Below are 24,689 nucleotides of genomic sequence, written 5' to 3' on the forward strand. Positions count from 1 at the left end.
GATTCTTTTGTGGGATCGATCCCTTGATCGCGATTTCGGAGGCGTAAGTGGTAGGTAACAATAAACGGCATCGAAGTCACATTGGCCGGGATGGCAAGTATCGGCAGGCGACGCATTCCTTTTTCAGTTTGAGGGTTTAAATAAAAATGCACGCCGCTTATCCTTGATTTATGTCTAGCGGTGGCGGGGTGTTCCTGGGAGACAAAAAGCATGACAAAAAAGCCGAAAATCTCCGGCTTTTTTGTTTTTTGGATTTAAAAAAAATAAAATCATGCCGATACATAAAGCAACTTCAAGCGAAATATAAAAGGTGCGGAAATGAATTCAGGTGTCAGGCAGTACGCAGTAAACAGTTACAAGTCAGGAATGGTTGCCGAAATCGAGGAGGCGAGTCCGCATAGGCTGATTCAAATGCTTTACGAGGGAGGCTTGCAGCGCATTGCAATTGCAAAAGGGGCGTTGATGCGCAACCAGATTGCCGAAAAAGGCGAAAACATTAGTCGGGCGATTGCGATCATTGGGGGGTTGCGCTCGAGTCTGGATTTGAAGCAAGGTGAGATCGCTCAGAATTTGGATAATCTATACGAGTATATGGAAAGGCGCCTGCTTGAGGCAAACCTGAAAAACGACGTGGCTATTTTGGATGAAGTCAGCGGATTGCTGAAAGAGATCAAGGTCGCCTGGGATGCTGTAGGTGCCTAGGAAATGAGCGCCAACCGCACAAATAAACACGAGCTGGCCCAGGTCGTCACGCTGACCGAGAATATTGTTGCGCATGCTTTGCGGGGAGAGTGGGATGCGGTCAATGAGTTGCAGCTCGTTCAAGGGCGGCAAGTCAGAGCGCTTATTGCAGAGCCTGGTGGCGTTCTTAATGAGAATATGGAGCTGCTCAACAAGCTTCAAGCGCTGATGAATCAAGTCATTGATCTGGCGGAGACCGAGAAGGCGGCGGTGGCAGAGCAGTTGTGCCGTTTTAGAAAAGTTGAGTCGGTCAACAAGGCCTATCTGCAGAATATGGAGTAGCTAATGCCGCAATACGGTGGATCGGTGTTATCTCAACGCCTCTGCAAAATAATCTCCAACACCAACTTACTGCCGAAATAAGCCAGCAGCAGCAGTACAAAGCCGGTTAATGTCCAGCGGATAGCAATTTGTCCGCGCCATCCGTATCGGATTCTGCCCAACAATAAGCCGGAAAATATGATCCAGGCGACGATCGATAGTACGGTTTTATGTACTAAATGTTGAGCAAATAAATCGTCGATAAACAAGGCTCCGCTGACCAGCGAAATGGTTAGGAAAAAAAGGCCGGCTCCGATCATTTGAAACAATAACGATTCCATTGCCTGTAGAGGCGGCAGGGATCGAATGACGCGTTTAGGCTGGTGGCTACGAAGTTGCCGGTCTTGAATGGCCAAAAGCATGGCTTGTAAAGCCGCGACATTCAATAGGCTAAAGGCCGAAATCGAGGTTAGGATGTGTATGCTCATCGGCCAGTCGTAGCGCAAGCTTGTCTGGGCTTGAAAGGGGAAGAGCATATCCAAGCCGAGCAGTATCGCGGCCGTCGGAAATACCGCAATGCCTAGTTTTTCCACCGGTTTATCGAAGGTGGCGAAAAGAATTAACAAGGCGACCAGCATGGATACCAGCGACGCCGTATCAAAAAAGCCGAAATTCAGTCCGCTTTGTCGTTCGATGATGACTAAGGTGTAGACTCCATGGGCGGATGCGCCGAGCCAACCTAAGTAAATCGAAGGTTTTTGTGTATTCTCGGTAACGGTTTCTCGAATCAAAAAGCCGGTTGCGGCTAAATAACCCAAAATGGAAAAGATACCTATGGCTGTTATGTTCATGGTCGCGTTGGCGAGAGATAAGGAATAATCGAAAGGTGATCTTAAAGGGTTATGTTAAACTATCCAACTGAATAGTTCTAACCGATTTGCGTTAGCGAACATCCGTTTGAATCATAAATAAAAGATGCCGATATGTTTGATAATTTAACCGACCGCCTAAGCAGTACGCTTAAAACGATTAAAGGTCAGGGTCGTCTGACTGAAACCAATATCAAAGACACGTTGCGCGAAGTCCGCATGGCGTTGCTTGAAGCCGATGTCGCGTTACCTGTGGTAACCGAGTTCATTGAGCGCGTTAGGGAGGGGGCACTCGGACAGCAAGTGCAAACCAGTTTGACGCCGGGACAAGCGATGATCAAGCTGGTTCAGTCGGAGCTGATCAAGGTTATGGGCGAGGAGAATGAAGGGCTTAATCTTAAAGCCAATCCTCCCGCTGTTATTTTAATGGCTGGCCTGCAAGGCGCCGGTAAGACGACCACGGCGGCAAAATTAGGCCGTTTTCTGAAGGAAAAGCATAAGAAAAAAGTCGGCGTGGTTAGTGCCGATATTTATCGCCCGGCTGCGATTAAGCAGTTGCAAACGCTGGCGGACGATTTGTCGTTGGACTTTTTTGCCAGCGACGCTTCGCAAAAGCCGATCGATATCGTCAATAATGCTTTGGATGCGGCGAAAAAGAAATTTCTCGATGTATTGATCGTCGATACCGCGGGTCGACTGCATATCGATGATGAAATGATGGGTGAAATCAAAGCGTTGCACGCCGCGATCAATCCAATCGAAACCTTGTTCGTCGTCGACAGTATGACCGGCCAGGATGCAGCCAATACGGCAAAAGCGTTCCATGACGCCTTGCCCCTGACCGGGGTTATTTTGACCAAGGCCGACGGCGATGCGCGCGGCGGTGCGGCGTTGTCGATTCGCCATATTACCGGTAAGCCGATCAAATTCATCGGTGTCGGCGAAAAAACCGATGCACTGGAGCCGTTTTATCCCGATCGTGTCGCGTCACGTATTCTGGGTATGGGCGATGTGCTTGGTTTGATCGAGGAGATTGAACAAAAAATCGACAAGCAAAAAGCCGAGAAGCTGGCGAAAAAAATCCAGAAAGGCAAAACTTTCGATTTAGAGGATTTACGCGAGCAATTGCTGCAAATGCAAAGCATGGGCGGTGTCGGTTCGTTGATGGAAAAACTGCCCGGTATGAATCAAGTGCCGAAGGAAATGAAGGATAAAGTCAACGATAAAGAGTTGGCGCGTCAAATTGCCGTCATTAATTCAATGACGATGCAGGAGCGTCGGTATCCGGACTTGATTAAAGGCAATCGTAAAAAACGTATCGCAGCCGGTTGCGGCCAAGAATTGCAAGACGTCAACCGTATTTTGAAGCAACACAAAATGATGGAAAAAATGATGAAGCGATTCAAAAAAGGCAACATGGCGAATATGATGCGCGGTATGCAAAGCAACATGCGCGGCATGAGAATGTAAATTATCCTTCACTTATGCAAAAAAATGCGTAAAATAGGTCGATTAAATTTTTGATTAATGTTTTTTGAGGATTTTAGATGGTAACCATTCGTCTTTCCAGAGGCGGCGCGAAAAATCGCCCTTTTTATCAAGTCGTTGTCGCTGATAGCAGATGTGGTCGTGACGGGCGCTATATCGAACGCGTCGGTTTTTTTAACCCATTAGCGCGTGGTAATGAGCAAAAGCTACAACTAGATATTGAGCGTGTAGCTTATTGGCAAGGTCAAGGCGCGCAGCCATCGGATCGTGTTGCCAGTTTGATTAAAACCGCTAAAAAAGCAGTAGCTTAAAATTTGACCGATCGACAGTATATCCTTGTCGGAGAAATTTCCGGCGTTTTTGGCTTAAAAGGCTGGGTCAAAATTTTTTCTTACACCGAACCGCGGGAAAATGTTTTGTCCTATTCGGCGTGGCAGCTAAGAAAAAACGGGGAGATCAAGTCTCTTAAAGTTAAAGAGGGGCAGCGACAAGGTAAAAATGTAGTCGCCCATCTTGAAGCTGTCGACGATCGAGATGTTGCGGAAAGTTTGATTGGTTGGGAAATTTATATCGAACGCGATCAGTTGCCTACACTTGCACAAGATGAATACTATTGGGCTGACCTTGTCGGTCTCAATGTCATCACGAAATCGGGTGTAGAATTGGGGGTGATCGATCACTTGTTTGAAACCGGCGCCAATGATGTTTTGGTGGTGAGAGGAGATCGGGAACGTTTGATTCCGTTTTTAATGGGGCAGACAGTCCTGGAGGTCGATTTGGACGGCAAATGCTTGACGGTCGATTGGGATCCTGACTTTTAGTCGACGGTCGATGCGTTTCGATGTAATTACGCTGTTTCCCGAGATGGTTAAGGCCGCGTCGAGATACGGCGTTACCGGTAAGGCGATAGACAACGGTGTGGTCCGTTTGGAGACTTGGAATCCTCGGGATTATACTCACGACAAGCATCGGACAGTCGATGATCGACCTTATGGCGGCGGCCCCGGCATGGTCATGAAGTATCAACCGCTTTTTGACGCGGTTAGCGAAGCGAAAGAGAATGGCTTTGGCGACCGTGCAAAAGTCGTTTATTTAAGCCCGCAAGGCAGACCCATTACGCAAAGCTTGTTGAATGAATCGGTCCATTGTGAGCAATTAATATTAGTTGCCGGGCGTTACGAAGGTATCGACGAGCGTTTTATCGAAACGGTTTGCGATGAAGAATGGTCCCTGGGCGATTATGTTATCAGCGGCGGCGAGTTAGCTGCATTGATCGTTGTCGATGGAGTCTCACGTTTATTGCCTGGCGTGCTTGGTGATGAAAACTCGGCCCTTCAAGATTCGCATATGGATGGCTTACTGGATTATCCGCATTTTACACGGCCGGAAAATATCGAAGGCCGAGTCGTCCCGGAAGTTCTGCTTAGCGGTAATCATGCGGATATCGAGCGCTGGCGGCTGAAGCAAGCGTTGGGGCGAACTTGGCAGAGACGTCCTGAATTATTAAAAAACAAGCAGTTGAGTGATGTGGAATACGAACTGCTGCAAGAGTTTATTGTGGAATTGGTTTAATTAAGGTGTGGTGATGAGCAATATTATTGATGTATTGGAAAAAGAACAATTAAGAAATGATATTCCTGAATTTGGCGCGGGCGATACTGTAGTCGTCAATGTTAAGGTAAAGGAAGGCGATCGCGAAAGAATTCAGGCTTTTGAGGGCATCGTGATTGCAAAACGCAATCGTGGACTGAACTCTGCGTTTACTGTTAGAAAAATTTCTCACGGCGAAGGCGTCGAGCGGGTTTTTCAAACGCACAGCCCTATTATCAGCGATATCAAAGTTAAACGCCGCGGTGATGTACGTCGAGCCAAGCTTTATTATCTGCGGAACTTGACCGGTAAAGCCGCTCGTATTAAAGAAAAAATTTAAGTCGAGATTTTGCTTCGTTCCGGCAATAAAAAAGGCAGCCAAGGCTGCCTTTTTTATTGCCGGAAAAACCTGGATTTCCTTGTTTCCACGCGCCAGCATACCGATCTTGCCTAGGCAGCTAAGGTATCACTGCCATTAAGTTAAGCCGTTCGTGGTGAGCCTGTCGAACCATGGACGGCTTAACTTATCGACCCAGGATTTTTCCATTCACCCTTCGACAGGCTCAGGGCGAACGGAAAAATCCTTAACTTAATGGCAGTGAGCTAAGGTATGGGTTCCCACGGAGGACCGCTCATCGTTATTCATAAATTGTAGGGTACGCTGTGCGTACCATGGTAACTATAAACTGTTGAAAATTTTCGTGACTTTCGAGTATTTCGTGGTTCAATCACTTTTTACAGACAGTTAATCGATACGACAATTCTTTTTAAGAATGGGAGCGCGATATGCCTTTCATCGTTCACTGGGTCAGCGAGTGCCAGGGTGCCAAAAATATTCGAATACTCCAAACGCCTGCCGGAAAACTGTCGGTACAGCGGTGCGGCGAGGTAATTTGCGGCATCGATTGGTTACCCGGTGGGCCAGTCATGGTCTCCAGCCTCGATAACGACGATAAACAAAGCTTCGATCCGGTTGAAAATTATTGGCGAGAGCCTAATGCTATCGTGGAACTCAAACTGTTACGGCGCGGCAGCCCATTCGTGCAAACCGTTCAAGACGCATTACTCAGGATTCCGTTCGGGACGACGTTGACTTATAAGGATTTGGCTAAAGTCTTAGATTCCGCGCCGAGAGCGGTCGGCGGCGCATGTCGGAGAAACGATTATCCGTTGATTGTGCCGTGCCATCGGGTTGTTTCAGTAACCGGCCCCGGCGGCTACTCGGGACAAACACAAGGCGAGTCGATGGCTGTTAAACTCCAATTATTGGCTTTCGAGGCTTCGTTTAATCAATGAACCCCAGCGATTTGATCGACCAGTTCCTTGATGCGTTGTGGGCCGAGCAAGGCGTTAGCAACAATACCTTGTCTGCCTATGGTAGCGATTTAACTATTTTCGCGCAGTGGCTCAAGAACATCTCGCTGTTGGAAGTGGGAGGAGGCGATATTTCTCGATTTCTAGCCTTCAGATATAATCAAGGCATCGGTAGCCGTTCAAGTGCTCGGTTACTGTCGACATTGCGGCGTTTTTATGCTTATCAGCTTCGGGAAAACCGGATCAGCGTCGATCCGACCGCATTGATCGACATGCCTTATATCGGCAGAAAATTGCCGTCTTCATTATCGGAAAACGATGTCGAAGCCTTGCTTAAGGCGCCCGAAACGTCGAACCCTTTAGGCTACCGCGACAGAACGATGTTCGAAATGCTCTATGCGACGGGACTTAGGGTTTCCGAGTTGGTCGGTTTGCGTTTGGAGCAGGTAAGCCTTCGGCAAGGCGTCGTCAAGATTACCGGAAAAGGCAATAAAGAGCGCTTGGTGCCGTTCGGCGAAGAGGCGATGGAATGGCTTGAAGGCTATTTGCAAACGATACGGCCGGCGATTCTCGGCGAGCGGCAAAGCGCTTTTTTATTCGTGACGAATCGAGGCGACGGCATGACAAGGCAGGCGTTTTGGCATATTATCAAACGCCGCGCGAAAGAAGCCGGCATCGTCAAGGAGCTGTCGCCCCATACGCTACGGCATGCCTTTGCGACGCATTTGCTGAATCATGGCGCAGATTTGCGCGTCGTGCAATTGTTGTTGGGCCATTCCGATTTATCGACGACGCAAATTTACACGCATATCGCGCGCGAACGACTGAAAGATCTCCACGCAAAATTTCACCCGAGAGGATAAGCCAAGATGGCGCAAAACATTCATCCGACAGCCTGCATTGCAGAAAACGTAAAATTAGGCGAAGACGTCACGATAGGGCCCTTCGCGGTCATTGAAAGCGATGTCGACATCGGTGCGCACTGCCAAATCGGCCCGCATGCAGTCGTGCAACGTTATGTCAAGATGGGCGAAGGCAATATAGTGCATCCGCATGCCGTGCTCGGCGGCCTGCCGCAAGACTTAGGGTTCAATCCCGAAACCGTAACGTGGCTCGAAATCGGTAATGGCAATCAATTTAGGGAGGGCTTTACCGCGCATCGGGCGACCAAGGAAAACGGCGCGACGCGCATCGGTTCGGGCTGTTATTTCATGAACAACAGCCATGTCGCGCACGATTGCTCGATCGGGGATAACACGATATTCGCCAACAATGTCGCGATCGGCGGCCATGTTGAAATCGGGCGCAAAGTATTCATGGGCGGTGCCGTAGTTGTGCATCAATTTTGCCGAGTGGGCTCTTATGCCATCGTACAAGGTACGACCGGGCTCAACATGGATGTGATTCCGTTCATGTTGATCGGCGGACGTCCGGCCAGGCATTACCGTTTGAATACGATCGGTCTCAGGCGCGCCGGGATTACCGGAGAACGTTACAAGGTACTCGAAACGGCGTTTCGCCGTCTTCGCAGTAAAAAGAGCCTCGACGATTTGGAAGAAACCGAAGAGCTCAAAGAATTGAAAGAATGGTTGGCGGTCAAATCGAAACGCGGTTTGCACGGCTTCGTCGATCTGTCGGATTGAGCTGAAATGTCGCCCGAGGATTAAATTGACACGCTTTACGTCGGTCGGAAAGGTTCCTGCGAGTCAATTGCCGTAACCAATGCTACGAATTTCCATTAATATACCGTTCTCGAAAATCAGCTGTTGCTTGAGCCTTCTCGGGCCGAAGTTGTAGATCCATTCGTCGATCGTAATTTGCTGATATTCGGATATGTCGAGCGTGCCTTGCGGAAAACGAAAACGACTGCCCGAAACGCCCAAACGCTTATCGGCATAGTCGGGTTCGCCGCATTTCATGCGAACGTCGCTGATATGGTCGCCGGTTTGGACGATCCGTTGTCCGCAGCGGAAAGCAAAGGCTTCGGGGGCTAAGGCGAACAAAAAGAACCCCAGCAGCAAAACAAATTTTTTCATAAATACTCATCGAAACAGAGGATTGAAATTAAAGCTAACGCAAACCGATGAACCAAAAATGAATCAGTAGGGTACTTTTTACGGTTTTTATTTTACACTTGAGTTCGACTATAAACCTAAAAAGAGCAGTTGAGAGTCTCAAACTACCGTTCGCCCTGAGCCCTTCGGCTACGCTCAGGAGAGCCCTGTCGAAGGGTGAACGGTAGTTTGAGGCTTCACCAAACCGGTGATAGTGTTGTAGACCCTTCAGGCTTCGACTTGGCTCAGCACGAACGGTTTACAACACATGTCAACTGCCCTTTTTAGGATAAACCTTTTTTAGGCGGTAGGAGTATTCGAATGCTAAAGTCACTTCAGATAGAGCCGGAAAAATGTACCGGTTGCCTGCAATGCGAACTGGCCTGTTCGTATCATCATGAAGGGGTTTTTAATCCTTCCAAGTCCCGCATCAAAGTCTTCACATTTCATCATGAAGGCCGTTTCGCACCCTATACCTGCACGCAATGCGCCGAAGCCTGGTGTCTGCATACTTGCCCGGTCGAGGCCATTACGGTCAACTTAACGACCGGTGCAAAAGAGGTTGCCGTCGAGCAATGCGTCGGTTGCAAAGTTTGTACGATCGCCTGTCCGTTCGGTACCATCAACTATCAAGTCGAAACCGGAAAAGTCGCCAAATGCGACTTGTGCGGCGGCGATCCGGAATGCGCCAAAGCCTGTCCGACCTCGGCAATCACTTATGTCGATGCCGAACAAACCGGCTATCAAAGAATGCGCGCTCATGCCGCACAATCGATTAAATCGCTATAGGAGATTGTCATGGCCTGGACCGGAAACGTACTACGCGTCAATTTGACCGAACGCACCTGCAGCAAAGAACCGCTTAATAAAGATTGGGCGCTGAGCTATTTGGGCCAGCGCGGTTTAGCGACTAAATATCTAACCGAAGAAATCGACCCCAAAATCGATGCTCTATCGCCGGACAATAAATTGATCATGGCGACAGGGCCTCTGACCGGCACGCCGGCATCGACCGCCGGGCGCTATTCGGTCATCACCAAAAGCCCGTTGACCGGTACGGTCGCCTGCTCGAATTCCGGCGGTTTTATCGGCATGGAATTCAAAAACGCCGGCTGGGATATGATTATCTTCGAAGGCAAGGCTTCTTCTCCGGTTTATTTGTATTTGGAAAACGAAAAGGCTCAATTGCTGCCGGCTGACGAAATCTGGGGTCAGTCGGTTTGGCAGGCCGACGAATGGCTGCATAATCGTCATCAAGATCCCTTATTGCGGATCGCGGCGGTTGGTCGTTCCGCCGAACAAGGTTGTTTGTTTTCAGGGATCATCAATGATTTACACCGAACCGCCGGGCGTTCCGGCGTCGGCACCGTGATGGCGTCGAAAAATCTCAAGGCCGTCGCTGTTCGCGGTACGCGAGGCGTCGGCAATATCAAAGATCCGGTTGCCTTTATGCAAGCAGTCAATGCCGGTAAAAAAGTACTGGCTGAGGGACCTGTGACTGCCGAAGGCTTGCCGACTTACGGTACGCAAGTCTTGATGAACGTGATCAACGAAGTCGGTGCGATGCCGACTCGCAATTTCAAGGACGTGCAATTCGAAGGCGCCGCGAAGATTTCCGCCGAGGCGATGCACGAGCCGCGCCCTTCGGACGGCAAACCGAATCTGGTCACGAATGCCGCCTGCTTCGGCTGCACGATCGCGTGCGGACGTATATCGACGATTGCCGGCGGCCATTTTACGATCACAAACAAACCGCAATACCGAGGCGCATCGGGCGGTTTGGAATATGAAGCGGCCTGGGCATTGGGGTCGGATACCGGCGTCGACGATCTCGATGCGCTGACCTACGTCAATTTTCTGTGCAACGAAGACGGCATGGACCCAATATCGCTCGGCTCGACGATCGCAGCGGCGATGGAATTATACGAATCCGGAGCGATTACGATTGAACAGACCGGCGGCATCGAATTGAAATTCGGTTCGGCCGAAGCGCTGGTCAAATTGACCGAGTTGACCGCTAAAGGCGAAGGCTTCGGACGCGAAATCGGTCTCGGCTCGAAACGCTTATGCGAAAAATACGGGCGTCCCGAATTGTCGATGACGGTCAAGGGCCAGGAGTTTCCGGCATACGACCCGCGCGGCATTCAAGGCATGGGGCTGGCCTATGCGACTTCGAATCGCGGCGCCTGTCATTTGCGAGGTTACACGGTTTCATCGGAAATCATGGGTTTGCCGGAAAAGACCGACCCCTTGATTACCGACGGCAAAGCCGCCTTGGTGAAAGCCTTTCAGGATGCGACCGCAGCGGTGGACTCAGCCGGATTGTGCGTGTTTTCGACCTTCTCATGGACGATGGCCGATATCGCGCCACAGATCGCCGCAGCCTGCGACGGCGACTGGACCGTCGATAGCTTGCTCGAAACCGGCGAGCGCATCTGGAATCTGGAGCGAAAATTTAATTTGGATGCGGGCCTCACCGGCGCCGACGACAATTTGCCCGAACGTTTGTTGAAAGAAGCCGCCAAAACGGGGCCGGCTAAAGGCAAGGTCAACGACTTGGCCAAAATGCTCCCCGAATATTACCAATTGCGCGGCTGGACGGCAGACGGCATACCGAAAGCCGAAACCTTGTCGCGGCTGTCGGTGTAGGAGGCACTATGCATTATGTCATCATCGGCGCGGGGCCGGCCGGTATCAACGCCGCCGAGCAATTGAGAAAACTGGATGCCGACGCGCGAATTACCGTATTCGGCGACGAGCCGGAAACGCCCTATTCGCGCATGGCCTTGCCGTATTATTTGATCGGTCAGGTCGGCGAAAACGGCACGTATTTAAGAAAATCGCCGGATCATTTCGAACGCTTGTCTATCGAAATACGCCGTCAACGAGTCGAAAAAATAGACGGTCCGGGCAAGTGCTTACAACTGGCCAATGGCGAAACGATAGCGTTCGATAAGCTTTTGATCGCAAGCGGTTCAAGTCCGATTAAACCCCCGATTCCAGGCATCGATTTGCCCGGCATTTATAACTGCTGGACGCTAGCCGACGGCCGCAAAATCGCCGAACAATTGAAACCGGGAGCCAGAATCGTGCTAATGGGGGCGGGTTTTATCGGTTGCATCATTTTGGAAGCGCTGGTTAAAAGCGGAGCACAGTTGATCGTTGTCGAAATGGGCGAGCGTATGGTGCCGCGCATGATGAACGAAAAAGCCGGAGGTTTGATCAAGCAATGGTGTCTCGAAAAAGGCGTTGCGATTCATACCGGTACGAAGATCACCGCTTTCGAACCGGAACGAAACGGCTTACGGGTGAAGCTCGACACCGGCGAAACGCTGTCTGCCGATTTTGTCGTTTCGGCGGCCGGCGTTAAAGCCAATATCGATTTTTTGGAAGGAAGCGGAGTTGCAACCGAGCACGGTATCCTGGTCGATCGGCATTTAGAGACTAACATAACCGGCATCTATGCTGCAGGTGATGCGGCGCAAGGCCTGGATTTTTCGACCGGCGAATATACCGTACAAGCGATTCAGCCAACCGCAGTCGATCATGGTTTATTGGTTGCAAAAAACATGGCCGGCGGCCGCGAAGTTTTGCATCAGGGCAGCATTAACATGAACGTACTCGATACGATGGGTTTGATTGCCTGCTCGTTCGGTCTTTGGATGGGGGTAGAGCAGGGGAGTTCGGTCGAGCGCTACAATCCGGATCGATACCGCTATCTCAATTTGCAATTTCAAGAGGATCGTCTGATCGGCGCCACTGCGGTTGGTTTAACGCAGCATGTCGGCGTTTTAAGAGGATTAATTCAAAGCCGAATCAAACTCGGCGATTGGAAACAACGTCTAATCGACGACCCGACCCGCATTATGGAAGCCTATCTGGCGAGCACTCAAGCGATCGGTCTCAATGCTGGCGTAAACGTTAAATAGTGTGAAACTAAGCTTGGCAATTTAATCATTAAGCGCATTAAGTTCTTCAAGTATCTCAAGGGGATATTTGCTCGTTCCCAAGCTCTTTGCTTGGGAATGCGGTACGAGAAGCTCCAGCTTTTTTAAATGCAGGGGGGCTGAATAATTACTTCGACAAAGCTCAAAACTTCAAGAAGTTATTTATCGGAAAATCCTTAACGCTTGAAATAATCGCTAAAAATCCCCACTAGTGACAGCTCGTTTTTAGCTAGAGGCTTAATAATGGTCAACGCATCCGATAATATTTTAGTGGCCTTGGGCAGGTTGGTAATGTTTTCGCGCACTAAGGTATAAGCGCCGAAAAGCGCGACAAAAAAGAACTGCTTCATCAATGAATAATGATTTTTGTTTAGGCCGGCCAATATCGCAATCGATTCCTTCGCGTTTACTCCGCCACGTTGCAGATATTTGAATACCGAATTTTTAAGTAATTCGTTCGACATGACCCCATAAAGCGCGTTAGCAAGAATGTTAAGGTTGGCGTTGGCGTATTGCCGATCGCGGTAATAGGCTTCAATTTTTTGATAAATTAAATCGTTGTTATTGAAATCGGGCATGGCCAATAAATGCCCGCTCAATATTTCTATGTCCGAGAATACCGCTGTCAAGCCGCCGCCGGTTAAAGGGTGACGCATGTTCAACGCATCGCCGAGCATGACCGCGCCTTTACGTATTTTCGGCTTGGCCGCCATGTAGTGATTGGGCATGACCTTAAGCCGGTCTTCTTGCAGGGCGTGTCGGTAGCTTGTCTGCATGCCTTCGGGAATGTAAGGCGTTACATTCGTTTCTAAATGCGCCTGCAAAAATGCTTTTCTGGGAAATTGGCCGCCCGGAAAGTCGATTAAAAGTCTGACTTCATTGCTGGAAATCGGATAACAAATGAACGGTGTCGGCCCCGATAAAAACACATGGCCATGCTTGGGCACAGGAATTTCGCAGTCTTTTAAAATCAAACCGATAAAGTAGGAGGTAACGGTTTTTTCGTTGTTGCTGAGAAGCTCTCTAAAATTAGAAAAAAAACCGTCGCTGGTAATGGTTAACGGAGCATAAATAGATTTGATCTCGTTCGAAACCGAATCGCGGTAATTCACGCCGATGATTTCGTTTTGCTCGTTTTCCAATAAGCTCAAGGCTTTACCTTGAATTTGTGTAACCGATGAGTTTTGTAAGGCCGAGGCTCTGATTTGTTGCAGAAAGCGGCCGTTATGCAAGCCCATGCCATGATTGGGCGATGGATAAGGTATGGTCGTTTGTTCATTGCCTTGCAGCAGCGCATAGCCTTCGACCGGTTGTGCGTCGATGCCGTCTAATAAATGCCCGAGACCTAATTGTTCCAGCGATAATACGGCTCCGGGCTGTAACAGCTCGCCGACAATTCGTTTTTTCTCTTTGTAGCAGTGATCGATCAACGCGATGTTGATACCCTTGGGCGCTAGATAAGCGGCGATAGTCGCGCCCGCCATGCCCGCGCCGATAATGCAAATGTCGAAATTCGATTCCATCTTTAGTTACTTGATACGCATCATCATTTTTCTAACATCCTTAAATTATAGATCCTACAATATCGGTTCAGCGCCCAAATAGGGAAAATATTCCGATAATTCGCATAAGTGATCATGCAATTATAGTTAAATACGCCGGAAATATTTTCTTGATGCCAGTCGCCTAGCTCGGTTTGTTTGTTCAATAAAACGCGGATACCTTTGTCGATAACCGATTTATCTTGAAAATTGCCTGACAGCAAAGTCAATAGTGCCCAGGCGGTATTGACCGATTGTGAAGTCGCGGCTTCGGTATAAACCAAGTCGGAACACGATTTGAAACTTTCCCCCCAACCGCCATCGGCTTTTTGTTTGCCAACTAAAAAAGCGCAAGCTTTGTTGATGCTGTCGGCTAAAACCGTATCATCGTAATAACCTTTATTGAGAGCCTTGCTCAACGTCTCTACGGCAAACCAAGTCGCATAAGTAAAGCAAACGGCCCATCCGCCATACCAGGAACCATCGGCCTTTTGTTGCTTAATTATAAAACCGAGTCCTGCGCTTATGGCTTTGCTTATCTCATCGTTTTTATAGGTCGGATAATCTTCTTGACTCTCCATTAGCGAAATTAGGCAAGCGGCGCTGCATTCCGTCCAGGAATAGTCAATCATTATATCGGCAAATACTTCAGAAGGGTTGAGTTTTTCCAACCAGCGAGGCGCGCGCGTCAATTCATAAGTCGACCAGCCGCCATTCGTATTTTGATAAGACAGAATGATGTCGATAGCTTGTTTCATCCGCTGCTCGTCGATAACCGCTTCAACCAGACCGGAACGGTGTATGGACAAAGCCGCGCTTAAGCCTTCCGCGGTGCAATCCGACACCGGCCAGCCGTTGTCTGCTGTCGAAAACGGCCAACTGCCGATCATCGGGTGGCGGAAAAATTCGGCATGCGTCGAGTGTTCGGACTTGATTTGCGAGCGTTCGATGAAGCGATAGCTTTTTTCGATGGTTTTCGGAAATCGTTTGCCCAAGTCGCTTTCCAAAATAGCCCGGGTCGCCAATGCCGTATCCCAAAGCTGCGAACCATTGTAACCATTCATTTTCATGCCGTCCTCGGCAACCCATAAATAATCGTACCAGCGTTCTACATGGCGTTTAAATCGGTCGGAATCCTTGCCGTAAGCATGCCAAATACAGATCGAATTGATCGCCTTGCTGACCGGGCCGATATCAATGTACTGAGTTTGTTGATCTTCGGCGTCGAGGTATTTGAGAATGTAATCGGTCGTTTTTTTTCTGAGCCGAGAGCTAGCGAATTTTTCGTAAGTGTTCGTGAACAAATTCATCCATTTGAGCACGCCCGACGGCGTATAGTAGCGGTCTTTGTCGCATACGGCATCGCGTTGTTTCGGCCAGTCTATCGAGTCGAAGTTTTCATAGAGTTCTTCTCTCAAGGATAGTACCAGCTCGTCTTCGGGGGCTTGAAAACGGTGCGCCTGGCAATAGGCCATCGGCAGATACACCATTCGGCAGTGGCACCAGTAGCGCGACGGATGCATCGGCAGCCATTTCGGTAGCAGCCACATTTCCGGAAACAGGCTGTTAAAGCCGCGCCAATCGTAAAGATTCATCACCGCCAGATAAAACTTGCCCCAGGAAGGAGCGCCGGCTGCCCCGCCGTTGTTTTTGATCCAGTTTCGGGCCTTGACGATGGCCGGATGCTCTTTATCGACGCCGAGAATGCGCAGCGAAACATATTGCATGACCGTGCCGAACATCGTCGATTCGCCTTCGATATGCATGCCCCAGCCCGCATCAGGGTTCTGATGATTGAAAATATAAAGTTTCATCATTTCGCGGTGTGCCTTAGGGAATGGTGTGCCGCTGATATAGGAAGCAATCAATAAGCCGGGCAGAAGAAATAGCGGGCCGCCGTAATCGCCCGGCCAATGCCCGTCCTCGCATTGTAAGTATGAAAAATAGTTTATGCCCTTGACGAGCGAATCGATAACGGCTTGGTCTTCGGCGCTTTTTGCTTGTGGAACGAGACCGTCGAAAGGCTGAAATTGATTGCTGATTGCGCTATGCCGGTAGACCTGGTCGGCGGAATTCGGATTGATCGACGAATCGAAGCGGAAATCTTCGGCAAATTGCGCGATTTCCTCGTCCGAGACCGTTTCGGCATTGTGCAGATGTTGATCGATTTGATCGGAGACGGGCTTGAATGCCCAGATATGCCGTCCATGGTCATTCAATAGACGCCATTTTTTCCAAGCGGGTTTTACAGTCAACATGGTTTTTTATTGTTATTACAAATTTGAAAATGAGCGATGGACCGAAAAAAGCGGTTTGTCTACGATATCCGTAAAATCGCGAAACAATATAGGGTTTCGTGGGTAGCTATTTTCGGTATCATTAGTTCATAAGCTCGCGCAATTATAGGTTTCAAGTGTGAATATTACCTGAAGTGCACAATCGAGGCTTGAGGCAAATTATCGAATTCTCGTTGGTTAATCCGGTTTGTGATTTAAAAACTAAATATTCCGCTGTCCGTTGTTTCCCAAGCTTAGAGCTCACGGCCATTGATGGCAATGCGTAGCACCGTATCCATGCAACATGGATATCGACAACCCATACCAAAATGACGAATAAAGCCATAAACGCACCATAGAATAGGCACTAAGTTGGCGCTTATGAGTCATAAGCCTCCTCCTGCCAAAGGAATGAGCGAAAATCTCCGTGCCACGGCGCATGTGCGTGAGTAATTATATTTCAACGATTGAACAGCGCGATACGCACCATCGCCAAAAAGCCTTTCAGTTTTTTTCCGAAGCTTGGCGGTTTACGCAGGCGCTCATGACCCGGTAACAACTGGCCTTTGGCCAGTTTGCCGATTTTTCGTTTGACGGCGGGATCGAGTTTGCCGTCGGCGGCCAGTTCGAAGAACAAGGCTTTCACATTGCCCAAGTCGAAAAAGTCGCGTTGCCATTCCCATTGATAATTGCCGCCGTAACGAAACCATGAGCCGCCGATACCTTCGACTTGATAATGCGTGCCGTCATCACGCAAAGCAGGTGAGACTTGGGTCCATAAGCCTATCACTTCACCGATTTTTTCGTCGATCAGGATGCGGTGATAAGGATAACGCCATTCTTCGAAGCCTTCCATTTGTACGCCTAATGCCCATTCTTCGATTTCTTTACGGCTGCGCGCGACGAATTCTTCATTCGGGCCGATATTCCAGCGGTACTCGGCGTCGTCGGTATACATCGGGCCGAGGTGTTTGGGCCAATTGCCTTCTTTTTCGGCGTCCCGGTTGGCTTGAAGCCAGCGTTCGACCATTTCTTCCAGTTCTTCTCTCGGATATACAGGCATCGTTGCTCTCTATTTTAATTGAATTTTAATGGCTTGGGTCGGGCAATATTTTTCGGCTTGCTTGGCTTTGTTCAACAAATCCAGTGCCGGGTTTTCTTGTAACACGGTCAAGTTGCCGTCGTCGTCGACCTGGAACAGTTCGGGCGCCTCGCTCATGCAGGTAGCATGGCCTTGGCAAAGTTCGCGGTCGATGACGATCCGAAAGGATTCTCCGGTCGGGGTTTTTTCGGCCGTGCCGGCTTCCGATGCTTGGGTGGCGGTGTCGCTCATGGTTTGGCGTTTGCGGTAACGTACCCTGCATGGCGATACCGGTTGCACCACCATTTGCGTGAAGTCGTCTTGATAATGGTCTTTGGCGTCGGTCAGTTCGAAGGTATAGCGGCGCAGCAGCACGGCGATGATCGCTTTCAATTGCAGCATCGCGAATGCATTGCCGGTGCATTTATGTTTGCCGCCGCCAAACGCGATCCAGCTGAACGGCTTGGCGTCTTCTTGGCGCGCTTCGGTATAGCGCTCGGGATCGAATTTTTCAGGTTCCGGAAAAATTTCCTCAATGCGATGCGATACTCGCGGCGACGTGCAGACATATTTCCCGGCCTTGACCGTGTAATCCTTGAAATGAAAATCCTGCATGACCTTGCGAATCAAGAATATTAGCGGCGGGTGCAGGCGCAAGACTTCTTTGATGACGTTTTCCAGCAGCGGCATTTCGCGCAGGGATTGAAAAGTGACTTCGCCGTCCGCACCGAATAATCGATCCAGCTCGCTCAATACGGCTTGCATGTGCTCGGGCCGGCGTGCCAGTTCTAGTAGCGTCCATGCGGCGGTGCCGGCTGTGGTATGGTGTCCGGCGAAGATCGTACCGATCAGCATGCCGGTAATTTCATGAGGCGACAGGCGGCTGCCGTCGTCATATCGGGCGTCGATCAAGAGTTGAAAGGCGTCTTCGCTCTTCTCGGGTTTTTGCGCGCGCTTGGCAATGATGCCGGTGACCATTTCCTGAAGTCTGGCGCGCGCCTTATCGCGGCGGCGGAAGACCGGCAGCGGCAAATAGGGAAACACGAAGGCGAGGGGATTCACGCCTTTTTCGAGGTCGTGATAGATTTTGGCGAATTCTTCATTCAATTCATAGCGGAACTCGTTGCCGAGCAGGCAGTGGCTGGACGTGTAAATCGTCAATTCCTTCATGAATTCCAATAAATCGATCTCGCCGCTGTCGCCCCAGTCGGCGACCATTTGCTCGACTTCGGCGACGATGATTTGCGCATAGCCGCGCATCGGTTTATCGCGCAACACCGGCATCAGCATTTTCAGTTGTTGATCTTTTTTATCCGGCGGTGCATCGAAAACCACGCCCTTGCCGAAAATGGGCGTCATGATTTTATAGGCCTGGCTTTGGTCGAGTTGCGTGTCGGGCGCGCGAAAAAACGCCTCGTTCGCCTCGGGGCCGGTCATCAGCACCATGCGTTGATGAAACATACGGAACTCGCCGATCTCTCCGAGCGTATTTCGGAGCTTCATCATGTAGTTGAAGGGATTTTTGCCGAATTCGAGCATGTGCCCGATCAGCGGCAACGCGCCGGGCATTTTAGGCGGTGCTTTGTCGGAAGAAGTGGGTTTTTCGGAATTGATCGTAGTCATGTCTTGGGTGGGATAAAAAATAAATTAACCGTATTGATGGCGGATGAGCCGGGATTATTTGAGTTGAGGCTGAAGCCAAGTATCGGCGAATAGTACGCGAAGTCTTGTCAGGAGGCCAAAAAACCGAATAAATCTTTAGGATCGTCCACTTCGGGCAATAGTGTTATTTCGGTGCCGAACTTTAATTCGGTCGCGAGCTCGTAGATGATGCGAAGTATCGAAAAGTCTTTCAGCGCGAAACCTACCGAATCTAATAGTGTAATCTCTCGATCGTTGTTACGGCCGATTTTCGTTCCGCAGATCAGTTCCGCTAATTCGGCATGGATCAGTTCGCCATCGCCTTGCTGAGTTCCGCATTCTATTAAGCTTTGCGGTGTGTATTCGACGACTAGTTTAACTTGAAGTTAGCAGTTCCGCCGGTAATTCGGTTTTGCCGGGGAGTCGCCGCCGATTGCATTGATATGTGTGCCTGGCTTGATATCTTGAAGACCAAAAAGCGTTTGTCGATGCTTAGCGGCTGTTGCGGTAGTGACGATATCGGGAATCTTGACAGTGAATGACTAAAATACCTTGATTTGTGTTAGTTTACCGTTCATGAAGATCACTGTTAAATTATTTGCCGGTTTGCGGCGTTATTTACCGACCGGAACCACGAGCGAAGGCCTGATTATGACGTTATCCGAAGCGGAATCGCCGCATCAAGTGCTGGAGCGGTTTAATTTACCCCGTAATCAAGTTCATTTGCTTTTGATCAACGGTATATTTATCGAGCCAGTGGATCGTGATCGTCCGATTTTAAAGGAAGGCGATGTCTTGGCGGTTTGGCCGCCGGTGGCCGGTGGCTAAAAGCATAGTCGTCAAGGTATTGGCAATGACGCAAGGTGATTTCGTTAGGCATTTGCCGGTTTTATTGCCCGACGGCTATTCGGTCGATGCCGAAACATGGCTATTAAATGAATCAGGGCGGATGTTGACGATCCGCATGAACAGCAACGCCGATCGTGTGTTGGGCAAGCTTCGCTTGCCGCAGTTGCGCGTTGAATTCGAGTTTGACGCGTATTCCGAACAGGAAGTCGACGTTTTTATGTGCCGTCTTTCACGGCTATATCATCGAGGCGGCGGTTAGCGGAAGGCAAAACTTGCCGAACGGAAGATATTAAATATCGGAGAATAGTGCTGTTTGAAAAATCTGCCGATATTGAGCATCAGTGGCTTTGACAATCGCGACGAAGGCGTCGCTCCCACAAGGAGGCCGGAAGCTCTGTGGGAGCGATCCCCAGATCGCGATATCGAAGCCGCAAACGTCAGGCGGCAATAGATGCTATCGAGGTCGCCCTGGCTAAGGAGTAATCATGAAATAACTTGAGCAATAGTTCTTTCCGGGAGAAGGTTGAGGGCTTCAAAAGCCTAAGTTATTCAGTGCTTATCTATTGGGTTGTGAATCATAAAAAATGTGTCATCAATAAGGAGTCAGTACCATGCAAACCATTTTAGTTACCGGAGCCAATCGCGGCTTGGGGTTGGAGTTTTGTCGTCAATATGCTGAAGCGGGCGATCGGGTCATCGCAGTCTGTCGGAATCCCTCTAATGCCGAAAAACTTCAGGATCTGGCGGCGCGTCATGCCTCGATTCAAATCGAAACCTTGGATGTCGCTGATTTTTCGCAAATCGATGCCATGTCGGCGCGATTGGCCGATGAAACCATAGACGTCTTGATCAATAATGCCGGCGTTTACGGCGATAAGTCGGGGGGCGGTTTCGGCAATTTGGATTATCAGGCTTGGTCGCATACCCTGCTGGTCAATTCGCAAGCGCCGGTCAAAATGAGCGAGGCTTTTTTGCCGCAGCTTCAGCGTAGCGATAAAAAATTGATCGTGGCGTTGAGCAGTCAAATGGGCAGCATTGCCGATAATTCCAGCGGCGGCAGTATTTTGTATCGTTCCAGCAAAGCCGCGTTGAATGCCGCGATGAAAAGTGTGTCGATCGATTTAATGGACCGCGGAGTAGGCGTGTTGATTTTTCATCCGGGTTGGGTCAGGACCGATATGGGCGGACCGAACGGTTTGATCGATGCCGACGAGAGCGTCACCGGTATGCGTAAGATGATCGATGCTTTTTCGCTTCGGCAAAGCGGCAGTTTCATTAAATACGAAGGGTCGGCGATGCCTTGGTGATTCGTTTGTCGCGGGATGCTTCGGCGGGTTAGAGTTCGAGTTTGCGTTAATAGGTGTTCGGACTCTGAGCGATTTTCAGTTCTCGCAAATTCATCAAGGCATAGAGTGTCTCCAGATGCGGGCAGGGTATGCCTTCTCGCTGTGCGGCGCGCACCGTATTGCCGAGTATCGCTTCGGTTTCCATCGGGCGGCCTTGTTCGTAATCGAGCAGCATGCTGGTTTTGTAGGGCGGCATTGTGTGCGTGTTGGCGATATTGCGTTCGATGATGTCTTCGGGCAATGGGTGTCCGCAGGCCGATGCGATCGCGGCGATTTCTTGCATGATGCCGCGCACCAAGGGCTCCTGCGTGTTCAATATGTCCTGAGTCGCCAATCCTCCGGATAACACCGACAGTGGATTGAACGGCGCATTCCAAACGCATTTTTGCCAGCGTGCGCCGATGATGTCGTCGGTAATTCGGCATTCGATGCCGGCCGCATTGAATAAGGCGCCAAGCTGTTCGGCTTTGGGGCTAATGGTGTTGGTTAAGCTGCCCAAGGCCAAGCGGCCGTAAGCCAAATGAGCAATTTGTCCGGGTCCGATTCTGTTGCAACAGATGAAAGCCAAGCCGCTGATGATTTCGTTGCCTGGAAAGGCATCGATGAAAGCTTGTTCGGTTTCTACGCCGTTTTGTATAAAAACGATCGCGGTGTTATTCGAAACTGCGGGACGGATGAGCTCGAGGTTTTTCGAAACATCGATCGCCTTGGTGCAGAGCACAACATAATCGGCTTGTTCCGGATAGTCTTCTGAATGTCGCAAGACATGTTGCGGCTTGAAGCGCCAGCCGCCCAAGTCTCGGCTTTCGATCGAATAGCCGGATTGTTCGATCAGGTTGTATTCGGACCGGCATACGACCGATACCATGGCGCCGGCTTTCGCCAATAATGCGCCGTAAAAACCGCCGATCGCTCCGGCACCGACGATTAGTATGTTAATCGCTTTCATCTTGACTGAGAAATTGTTTCAAAAAAGGCAGAGTCAATTTACGTTTGGCGGCTAGCGTCGCATGATCCAGTCGATCGAGCAAGCGCCACAACGAGGCTAAGTCTCGGGCATAATGACTCAGCAAAAAACGGCCGACCGTGGGATTGATTTCAAAGCCCATTTGTTTGGCTTTAAAGGCCAGAGCCTCAATGCTTTCCTGATCCGACAGTTCCTGCAGTTTTAGTGTCAGTCCCCAGTTCAACCGGGTTTTTAGATCGGGCAGTCGGATGGTCAGCCAATTGGGCGGACAATTCGAAGACAGTATTAACTTAAAACCACGATCCCGGTGGCGATTATAGAAATTGAAAAATGCGAGCTCCCAGTCTGAGGTTTCGGCAATCGCATCGATGTTGTCGAAGCAGACGACTTCGTATTCTTCGAGGCCGCTCAGAATTTCGGTGCTGGGCAGAGCGTCCGCTACGAAAGAATAGTAAAACGTGGTTTTTTTCAGTTCCTGGGCCAATTGACAGCAGGCTTGCAATAAATGGCTCTTGCCAAGGCCAAGATTGCCCCAAAGATAAATCTGCTGCTCTCCGGTGCCGGAAACGCAATCTTTCAAGTGGCCGATAATTTCCCGGTTTTTGCCCGGATAGAAATTGGCAAAGGTCAGGTTAAACTTGTGTTCGAAAAGTAACGGTAATTGCTCGGCCATGCATCAAGGCTTTTTTTTATGATAACGGACATAAAGGCTTGCGCCGACAAACAGCATTAAACTGAAGGTAACTTCCAGTAACGCATAAGGCCTTTGTAATGGATTGGCATAAGCTTCGACCGATCCATGGATAAAATAAAGTAGGCTAATATAGGCTGCCCAGGCACAGCTTCTCGCTTTACCCGCGAGCAAACCGCGCATCGGCAATAATAACGGCGAAACGCTCAGCAGCAATACCAATGCGGTAGGCAGTTGATCCGGCGGCGTCAACACGGTAGGCCAGGCCATCAACAAACTAAACAGCCCGAAAAAACCGGCTAAGGCGATGCGGTGATAATGTTTTGCAGTCATGGGCCGGTCTTAAGTTATTAGTGTGAGCCGTGTCGAGCCGGAACAAGTTATAAAATTTCCAGAACGTGTTCGGGAGGACGTCCGATAGCCGCTTTGCCGTTGGCTAGCACGATCGGTCGTTCGATCAATTTAGGCGTTGCAACCATGCCGGCTATCAAGGCTTGTCGGTCCAGAGAAGGATCGTCCATGCCGGTTTCTTTATACTCGCTTTCGTTCTTACGCATCAAATCGCGCGGCTCGATGCCAAGCAGATTGAGGATTTCGTTCAACTCATCGGCGGTAGGCGGGGTTTTCAAGTATTCGATGATTTCGATATCGAGATCTTTGCCTTGCAGGAGTTGCAAGGTTTGACGCGATTTGCTGCAACGGGGATTGTGATAAATTTTTACGTTCATCGTGTTTTGGCTATGGTCAAATTGTAAAACGTTATAATAACATCATTTATGCGGGCGGCAGATGGCAAACGAAGCGCCTACTTAAAGAGGTCCCTTAATTTTTTAAAGACTAGGGCTCGCGGCTTTATGGTTTGGGTTTCCTGTAATCTATTACTCCCTTTATACTCAAAAAATAGTTAACCTTATGAAGGTATGGGGTGTGGCTAGCGAGGATGTAGGCAGCAGGGCAGATTTTTGCTCCTGCAAAATCTGCATTCACGCCATCCCTAGCTTTCGATTGCTGCCGTCAAGCCCCCATGGATGGGTTCACGGCGGTCCTCGATAGATACATCCCATACCGTTTATCCTTAGACGGTTTTTCGATCAAAAGGGAGTAGCCGTTTCGGCATTTTTTAACGTACTTAGGACAAAAAGGTAAGTCATTGAATACTCAAACTATCGTCGACAGGGCAAAACTTTATTGGCGCCTAGCCCGATTCGACCGCCCAATCGGTATATTGATACTCTTATGGCCCACGCTGTGGGCGCTTTGGTTGGCCTCCGGCGGTTCGCCGAGTTTGAAAATTTTGACCGTTTTCGTGTTAGGTGTCATTTTGATGCGAGCGGCCGGTTGCGTTATCAATGACTATGCCGATCGCGAATTCGACCCGCATGTCGAGCGCACCAAACAGCGCCCGATCGCTACCGGAGAGGTGCGGCCGAAGGAGGCATTGGTGCTCTTCGCCGTCTTGAGCCTAATCGCGTTCGGTTTGGTTTTATTGCTGAATACGATGACGATTGTACTGTCTATTGGCGGTGCCATTTTAGCTGCCGGCTACCCGTTTATGAAACGTTATACCCATTTGCCGCAAGCCTTTTTGGGCATGGCTTTCGGTTGGGCCGTACCGATGGCTTATGCCGCCGAAACACAAAGCTTGCCCTTGGTTTCATGGTTGCTGTATTTGGCGGTAATTTTATGGGCTTTGGTTTACGACACAATGTATGCGATGGTCGATAAGGACGACGATTTAAAAATCGGCGTCAAGTCGACCGCGATATTATTCGGCGATAGGGATAGAGAAATTATTGCCGGCTTGCAGGTCGTAATTTTAACGTTACTAATCATTGTCGGGCGAATGGAACAAATGGGGTGGATTTACTATGCAGGGCTAACCGCCGCCGCCGGGTTTTCGGCTTATCAGCAGAAGCTGATTTATCATCGCGAAAAAGCCGATTGCTTCAAAGCGTTTCTCAATAATAATTGGTTCGGTCTGGCTGTGTTTACAGGGATCGTTGTCGATTATTTAATAGGCTAACCGGTGCTTA

Annotated in this window: 27 protein-coding genes and 1 pseudogene; 17 read left to right on the plus strand and 11 right to left on the minus strand. The window is 49.6% G+C overall.

Translation table 11 applies throughout. The features are described 5' to 3' along the window. Window positions 1–318: 318 nt before the first annotated feature. Both fliS and METBU_RS0119960 read left to right on the plus strand, forming a co-directional pair. The gene (gene fliS / locus METBU_RS0119955) at window positions 319–702 is read left to right on the plus strand and encodes a flagellar export chaperone FliS (protein ID WP_026130345.1); all 384 of its coding nucleotides are present in this window, start codon (window positions 319–321) and stop codon (window positions 700–702) included. A gap of 3 nt (window positions 703–705) precedes the next feature. Next, window positions 706–1,023 (plus strand): hypothetical protein, encoded by a 318-nt coding sequence (locus tag METBU_RS0119960; RefSeq protein ID WP_017842303.1) that lies wholly within the window; start codon window positions 706–708, stop codon window positions 1,021–1,023. Between the two features lie 32 nt (window positions 1,024–1,055). Here the strand turns inward: METBU_RS0119960 and METBU_RS0119965 are convergent, their stop codons facing one another. Then, window positions 1,056–1,853: a cytochrome C assembly family protein gene (locus tag METBU_RS0119965; protein ID WP_017842304.1), complete on the minus strand. Its 798-nt coding sequence runs from the start codon at window positions 1,851–1,853 to the stop codon at window positions 1,056–1,058. A gap of 132 nt (window positions 1,854–1,985) precedes the next feature. On the opposite strand from METBU_RS0119965, the gene ffh reads away from it, so the two are divergent. The 8 genes from ffh to lpxA all read left to right on the plus strand — a co-directional run bounded on the left by ffh (window position 1,986) and on the right by lpxA (window position 7,906). After that, a complete protein-coding gene (ffh, locus tag METBU_RS0119970) occupies window positions 1,986–3,341 on the plus strand; it encodes a signal recognition particle protein (RefSeq protein WP_017842305.1) in 1,356 nt (451 codons plus the stop codon). 77 nt (window positions 3,342–3,418) lie between these two features. Continuing rightward, on the plus strand, window positions 3,419–3,670 hold the full coding sequence (rpsP, locus tag METBU_RS0119975; protein ID WP_014147255.1) for a 30S ribosomal protein S16: 252 nt from the start codon (window positions 3,419–3,421) through the stop codon (window positions 3,668–3,670). A 3-nt stretch (window positions 3,671–3,673) separates the two neighbouring features. After that, a complete protein-coding gene (gene rimM, locus METBU_RS0119980; protein ID WP_017842306.1) occupies window positions 3,674–4,180 on the plus strand; it encodes a ribosome maturation factor RimM in 507 nt (168 codons plus the stop codon). A gap of 10 nt (window positions 4,181–4,190) precedes the next feature. Next, window positions 4,191–4,931, plus strand: coding sequence for a tRNA (guanosine(37)-N1)-methyltransferase TrmD (gene trmD, locus METBU_RS0119985; RefSeq protein ID WP_017842307.1), 741 nt, complete (start codon window positions 4,191–4,193; stop codon window positions 4,929–4,931). A 13-nt stretch (window positions 4,932–4,944) separates the two neighbouring features. Beyond that, window positions 4,945–5,289: a 50S ribosomal protein L19 gene (gene rplS, locus METBU_RS0119990; RefSeq protein WP_014147258.1), complete on the plus strand. Its 345-nt coding sequence runs from the start codon at window positions 4,945–4,947 to the stop codon at window positions 5,287–5,289. Window positions 5,290–5,735: 446 nt separating this feature from the next. Next, on the plus strand, window positions 5,736–6,245 hold the full coding sequence (locus METBU_RS0119995) for a methylated-DNA--[protein]-cysteine S-methyltransferase (protein ID WP_014147259.1): 510 nt from the start codon (window positions 5,736–5,738) through the stop codon (window positions 6,243–6,245). Continuing rightward, a complete protein-coding gene (xerD, locus tag METBU_RS0120000) occupies window positions 6,242–7,126 on the plus strand; it encodes a site-specific tyrosine recombinase XerD (protein ID WP_017842308.1) in 885 nt (294 codons plus the stop codon). Before METBU_RS0119995 ends, xerD begins: the two co-directional genes overlap by 4 nt. 6 nt (window positions 7,127–7,132) lie before the next feature. After that, complete coding sequence (lpxA, locus tag METBU_RS0120005; protein ID WP_017842309.1) at window positions 7,133–7,906, plus strand: acyl-ACP--UDP-N-acetylglucosamine O-acyltransferase; 774 nt, start codon at window positions 7,133–7,135, stop codon at window positions 7,904–7,906. A 63-nt stretch (window positions 7,907–7,969) separates the two neighbouring features. Here the strand turns inward: lpxA and METBU_RS0120010 are convergent, their stop codons facing one another. Next, window positions 7,970–8,299, minus strand: a complete 330-nt coding sequence (locus METBU_RS0120010; RefSeq protein ID WP_017842310.1) for a DUF2845 domain-containing protein — start codon at window positions 8,297–8,299, stop codon at window positions 7,970–7,972. A gap of 339 nt (window positions 8,300–8,638) precedes the next feature. Here METBU_RS0120010 and METBU_RS0120015 point away from each other — a divergent pair, with 339 nt between their 5' ends. The 3 genes from METBU_RS0120015 to METBU_RS0120025 are packed head-to-tail and all read left to right on the plus strand — an operon-like array spanning window position 8,639 to window position 12,246. Continuing rightward, window positions 8,639–9,106: a 4Fe-4S dicluster domain-containing protein gene (locus METBU_RS0120015; RefSeq protein ID WP_014147263.1), complete on the plus strand. Its 468-nt coding sequence runs from the start codon at window positions 8,639–8,641 to the stop codon at window positions 9,104–9,106. A 9-nt stretch (window positions 9,107–9,115) separates the two neighbouring features. Further along, the gene (locus tag METBU_RS0120020; RefSeq protein ID WP_017842311.1) at window positions 9,116–10,966 is read left to right on the plus strand and encodes an aldehyde ferredoxin oxidoreductase family protein; all 1,851 of its coding nucleotides are present in this window, start codon (window positions 9,116–9,118) and stop codon (window positions 10,964–10,966) included. A gap of 8 nt (window positions 10,967–10,974) precedes the next feature. Then, a complete protein-coding gene (locus tag METBU_RS0120025) occupies window positions 10,975–12,246 on the plus strand; it encodes an NAD(P)/FAD-dependent oxidoreductase (RefSeq protein WP_017842312.1) in 1,272 nt (423 codons plus the stop codon). Window positions 12,247–12,440: 194 nt separating this feature from the next. On the opposite strand, the gene METBU_RS0120030 is transcribed toward METBU_RS0120025, so the two are convergent. The 5 genes and pseudogenes from METBU_RS0120030 to METBU_RS26820 form a co-directional block, all read right to left on the minus strand. Then, window positions 12,441–13,787, minus strand: a complete 1,347-nt coding sequence (locus METBU_RS0120030) for an FAD-dependent monooxygenase (protein ID WP_017842313.1) — start codon at window positions 13,785–13,787, stop codon at window positions 12,441–12,443. Between the two features lie 23 nt (window positions 13,788–13,810). Continuing rightward, window positions 13,811–16,063, minus strand: coding sequence for a terpene cyclase/mutase family protein (locus METBU_RS0120035; protein ID WP_017842314.1), 2,253 nt, complete (start codon window positions 16,061–16,063; stop codon window positions 13,811–13,813). A 478-nt stretch (window positions 16,064–16,541) separates the two neighbouring features. Beyond that, window positions 16,542–17,144 carry a hypothetical protein gene (locus METBU_RS0120040; protein WP_017842315.1) on the minus strand — a complete coding sequence of 201 codons (603 nt, stop codon included), beginning with the start codon at window positions 17,142–17,144 and terminating at the stop codon, window positions 16,542–16,544. Window positions 17,145–17,153: 9 nt separating this feature from the next. Next, entirely contained in the window at window positions 17,154–18,785 is a 1,632-nt protein-coding gene (locus tag METBU_RS0120045) for a cytochrome P450 (protein WP_017842316.1), read from the minus strand. Between the two features lie 107 nt (window positions 18,786–18,892). Then, window positions 18,893–19,330 (minus strand): annotated as a pseudogene (locus tag METBU_RS26820) (Rossmann-fold NAD(P)-binding domain-containing protein). A gap of 49 nt (window positions 19,331–19,379) precedes the next feature. Between METBU_RS26820 and METBU_RS0120050 the strand changes: the two are divergent. From METBU_RS0120050 to METBU_RS0120060, 3 genes are all read left to right on the plus strand, one after another. Next, a complete protein-coding gene (locus METBU_RS0120050) occupies window positions 19,380–19,631 on the plus strand; it encodes a MoaD/ThiS family protein (RefSeq protein ID WP_017842317.1) in 252 nt (83 codons plus the stop codon). Next, window positions 19,624–19,911 carry a hypothetical protein gene (locus METBU_RS0120055; protein ID WP_017842318.1) on the plus strand — a complete coding sequence of 96 codons (288 nt, stop codon included), beginning with the start codon at window positions 19,624–19,626 and terminating at the stop codon, window positions 19,909–19,911. Before METBU_RS0120050 ends, METBU_RS0120055 begins: the two co-directional genes overlap by 8 nt. Window positions 19,912–20,263: 352 nt before the next feature. Then, on the plus strand, window positions 20,264–20,959 hold the full coding sequence (locus METBU_RS0120060; protein WP_017842319.1) for an SDR family oxidoreductase: 696 nt from the start codon (window positions 20,264–20,266) through the stop codon (window positions 20,957–20,959). Between the two features lie 46 nt (window positions 20,960–21,005). Here METBU_RS0120060 and METBU_RS0120065 read toward each other — a convergent pair whose 3' ends face one another. The 4 genes from METBU_RS0120065 to arsC are packed head-to-tail and all read right to left on the minus strand — an operon-like array spanning window position 21,006 to window position 23,384. Continuing rightward, entirely contained in the window at window positions 21,006–21,947 is a 942-nt protein-coding gene (locus METBU_RS0120065; RefSeq protein ID WP_017842320.1) for a ketopantoate reductase family protein, read from the minus strand. Then, window positions 21,934–22,638 (minus strand): DnaA regulatory inactivator Hda, encoded by a 705-nt coding sequence (hda, locus tag METBU_RS0120070; protein WP_017842321.1) that lies wholly within the window; start codon window positions 22,636–22,638, stop codon window positions 21,934–21,936. The genes METBU_RS0120065 and hda overlap by 14 nt, the downstream gene beginning before the upstream one ends. Before the next feature lie 3 nt (window positions 22,639–22,641). Next, window positions 22,642–22,989, minus strand: coding sequence for a DUF2069 domain-containing protein (locus METBU_RS0120075; RefSeq protein WP_014147277.1), 348 nt, complete (start codon window positions 22,987–22,989; stop codon window positions 22,642–22,644). A 47-nt stretch (window positions 22,990–23,036) separates the two neighbouring features. Beyond that, a complete protein-coding gene (arsC, locus tag METBU_RS0120080) occupies window positions 23,037–23,384 on the minus strand; it encodes an arsenate reductase (glutaredoxin) (RefSeq protein ID WP_017842322.1) in 348 nt (115 codons plus the stop codon). Window positions 23,385–23,806: 422 nt separating this feature from the next. Here arsC and ubiA point away from each other — a divergent pair, with 422 nt between their 5' ends. Next, window positions 23,807–24,679, plus strand: a complete 873-nt coding sequence (gene ubiA, locus METBU_RS0120085) for a 4-hydroxybenzoate octaprenyltransferase (RefSeq protein WP_017842323.1) — start codon at window positions 23,807–23,809, stop codon at window positions 24,677–24,679. Window positions 24,680–24,689 lie beyond the last annotated feature (10 nt).

Origin of the sequence: Methylotuvimicrobium buryatense 5G, from assembly GCF_000341735.1 — a bacterium.
Lineage (GTDB): Bacteria > Pseudomonadota > Gammaproteobacteria > Methylococcales > Methylomonadaceae > Methylotuvimicrobium > Methylotuvimicrobium buryatense.

Bases quoted from the DNA above. Each gene is read 5' to 3' on its own strand.
- METBU_RS0119960 (WP_017842303.1), top strand. From the start codon at position 706: ATGAGCGCCAACCGCACAAATAAACACGAGCTGGCCCAGGTCGTCACG.
- arsC (WP_017842322.1), bottom strand. From the start codon at position 23,384: ATGAACGTAAAAATTTATCACAATCCCCGTTGCAGCAAATCGCGTCAA.
- METBU_RS0120060 (WP_017842319.1), top strand. From the start codon at position 20,264: ATGCAAACCATTTTAGTTACCGGAGCCAATCGCGGCTTGGGGTTGGAG.
- METBU_RS0120035 (WP_017842314.1), bottom strand. From the start codon at position 16,063: ATGTTGACTGTAAAACCCGCTTGGAAAAAATGGCGTCTATTGAATGAC.
- lpxA (WP_017842309.1), top strand. From the start codon at position 7,133: ATGGCGCAAAACATTCATCCGACAGCCTGCATTGCAGAAAACGTAAAA.
- METBU_RS0120015 (WP_014147263.1), top strand. From the start codon at position 8,639: ATGCTAAAGTCACTTCAGATAGAGCCGGAAAAATGTACCGGTTGCCTG.
- METBU_RS0119995 (WP_014147259.1), top strand. From the start codon at position 5,736: ATGCCTTTCATCGTTCACTGGGTCAGCGAGTGCCAGGGTGCCAAAAAT.
- METBU_RS0120045 (WP_017842316.1), bottom strand. From the start codon at position 18,785: ATGACTACGATCAATTCCGAAAAACCCACTTCTTCCGACAAAGCACCG.
- ffh (WP_017842305.1), top strand. From the start codon at position 1,986: ATGTTTGATAATTTAACCGACCGCCTAAGCAGTACGCTTAAAACGATT.
- fliS (WP_026130345.1), top strand. From the start codon at position 319: ATGAATTCAGGTGTCAGGCAGTACGCAGTAAACAGTTACAAGTCAGGA.
- trmD (WP_017842307.1), top strand. From the start codon at position 4,191: ATGCGTTTCGATGTAATTACGCTGTTTCCCGAGATGGTTAAGGCCGCG.
- METBU_RS0120040 (WP_017842315.1), bottom strand. From the start codon at position 17,144: ATGCCTGTATATCCGAGAGAAGAACTGGAAGAAATGGTCGAACGCTGG.
- METBU_RS0120020 (WP_017842311.1), top strand. From the start codon at position 9,116: ATGGCCTGGACCGGAAACGTACTACGCGTCAATTTGACCGAACGCACC.
- METBU_RS0120010 (WP_017842310.1), bottom strand. From the start codon at position 8,299: ATGAAAAAATTTGTTTTGCTGCTGGGGTTCTTTTTGTTCGCCTTAGCC.
- xerD (WP_017842308.1), top strand. From the start codon at position 6,242: ATGAACCCCAGCGATTTGATCGACCAGTTCCTTGATGCGTTGTGGGCC.
- METBU_RS0120075 (WP_014147277.1), bottom strand. From the start codon at position 22,989: ATGACTGCAAAACATTATCACCGCATCGCCTTAGCCGGTTTTTTCGGG.
- METBU_RS0120050 (WP_017842317.1), top strand. From the start codon at position 19,380: ATGAAGATCACTGTTAAATTATTTGCCGGTTTGCGGCGTTATTTACCG.
- METBU_RS0119965 (WP_017842304.1), bottom strand. From the start codon at position 1,853: ATGAACATAACAGCCATAGGTATCTTTTCCATTTTGGGTTATTTAGCC.
- hda (WP_017842321.1), bottom strand. From the start codon at position 22,638: ATGGCCGAGCAATTACCGTTACTTTTCGAACACAAGTTTAACCTGACC.
- rplS (WP_014147258.1), top strand. From the start codon at position 4,945: ATGAGCAATATTATTGATGTATTGGAAAAAGAACAATTAAGAAATGAT.
- rpsP (WP_014147255.1), top strand. From the start codon at position 3,419: ATGGTAACCATTCGTCTTTCCAGAGGCGGCGCGAAAAATCGCCCTTTT.
- METBU_RS0120030 (WP_017842313.1), bottom strand. From the start codon at position 13,787: ATGGAATCGAATTTCGACATTTGCATTATCGGCGCGGGCATGGCGGGC.
- METBU_RS0120025 (WP_017842312.1), top strand. From the start codon at position 10,975: ATGCATTATGTCATCATCGGCGCGGGGCCGGCCGGTATCAACGCCGCC.
- METBU_RS0120065 (WP_017842320.1), bottom strand. From the start codon at position 21,947: ATGAAAGCGATTAACATACTAATCGTCGGTGCCGGAGCGATCGGCGGT.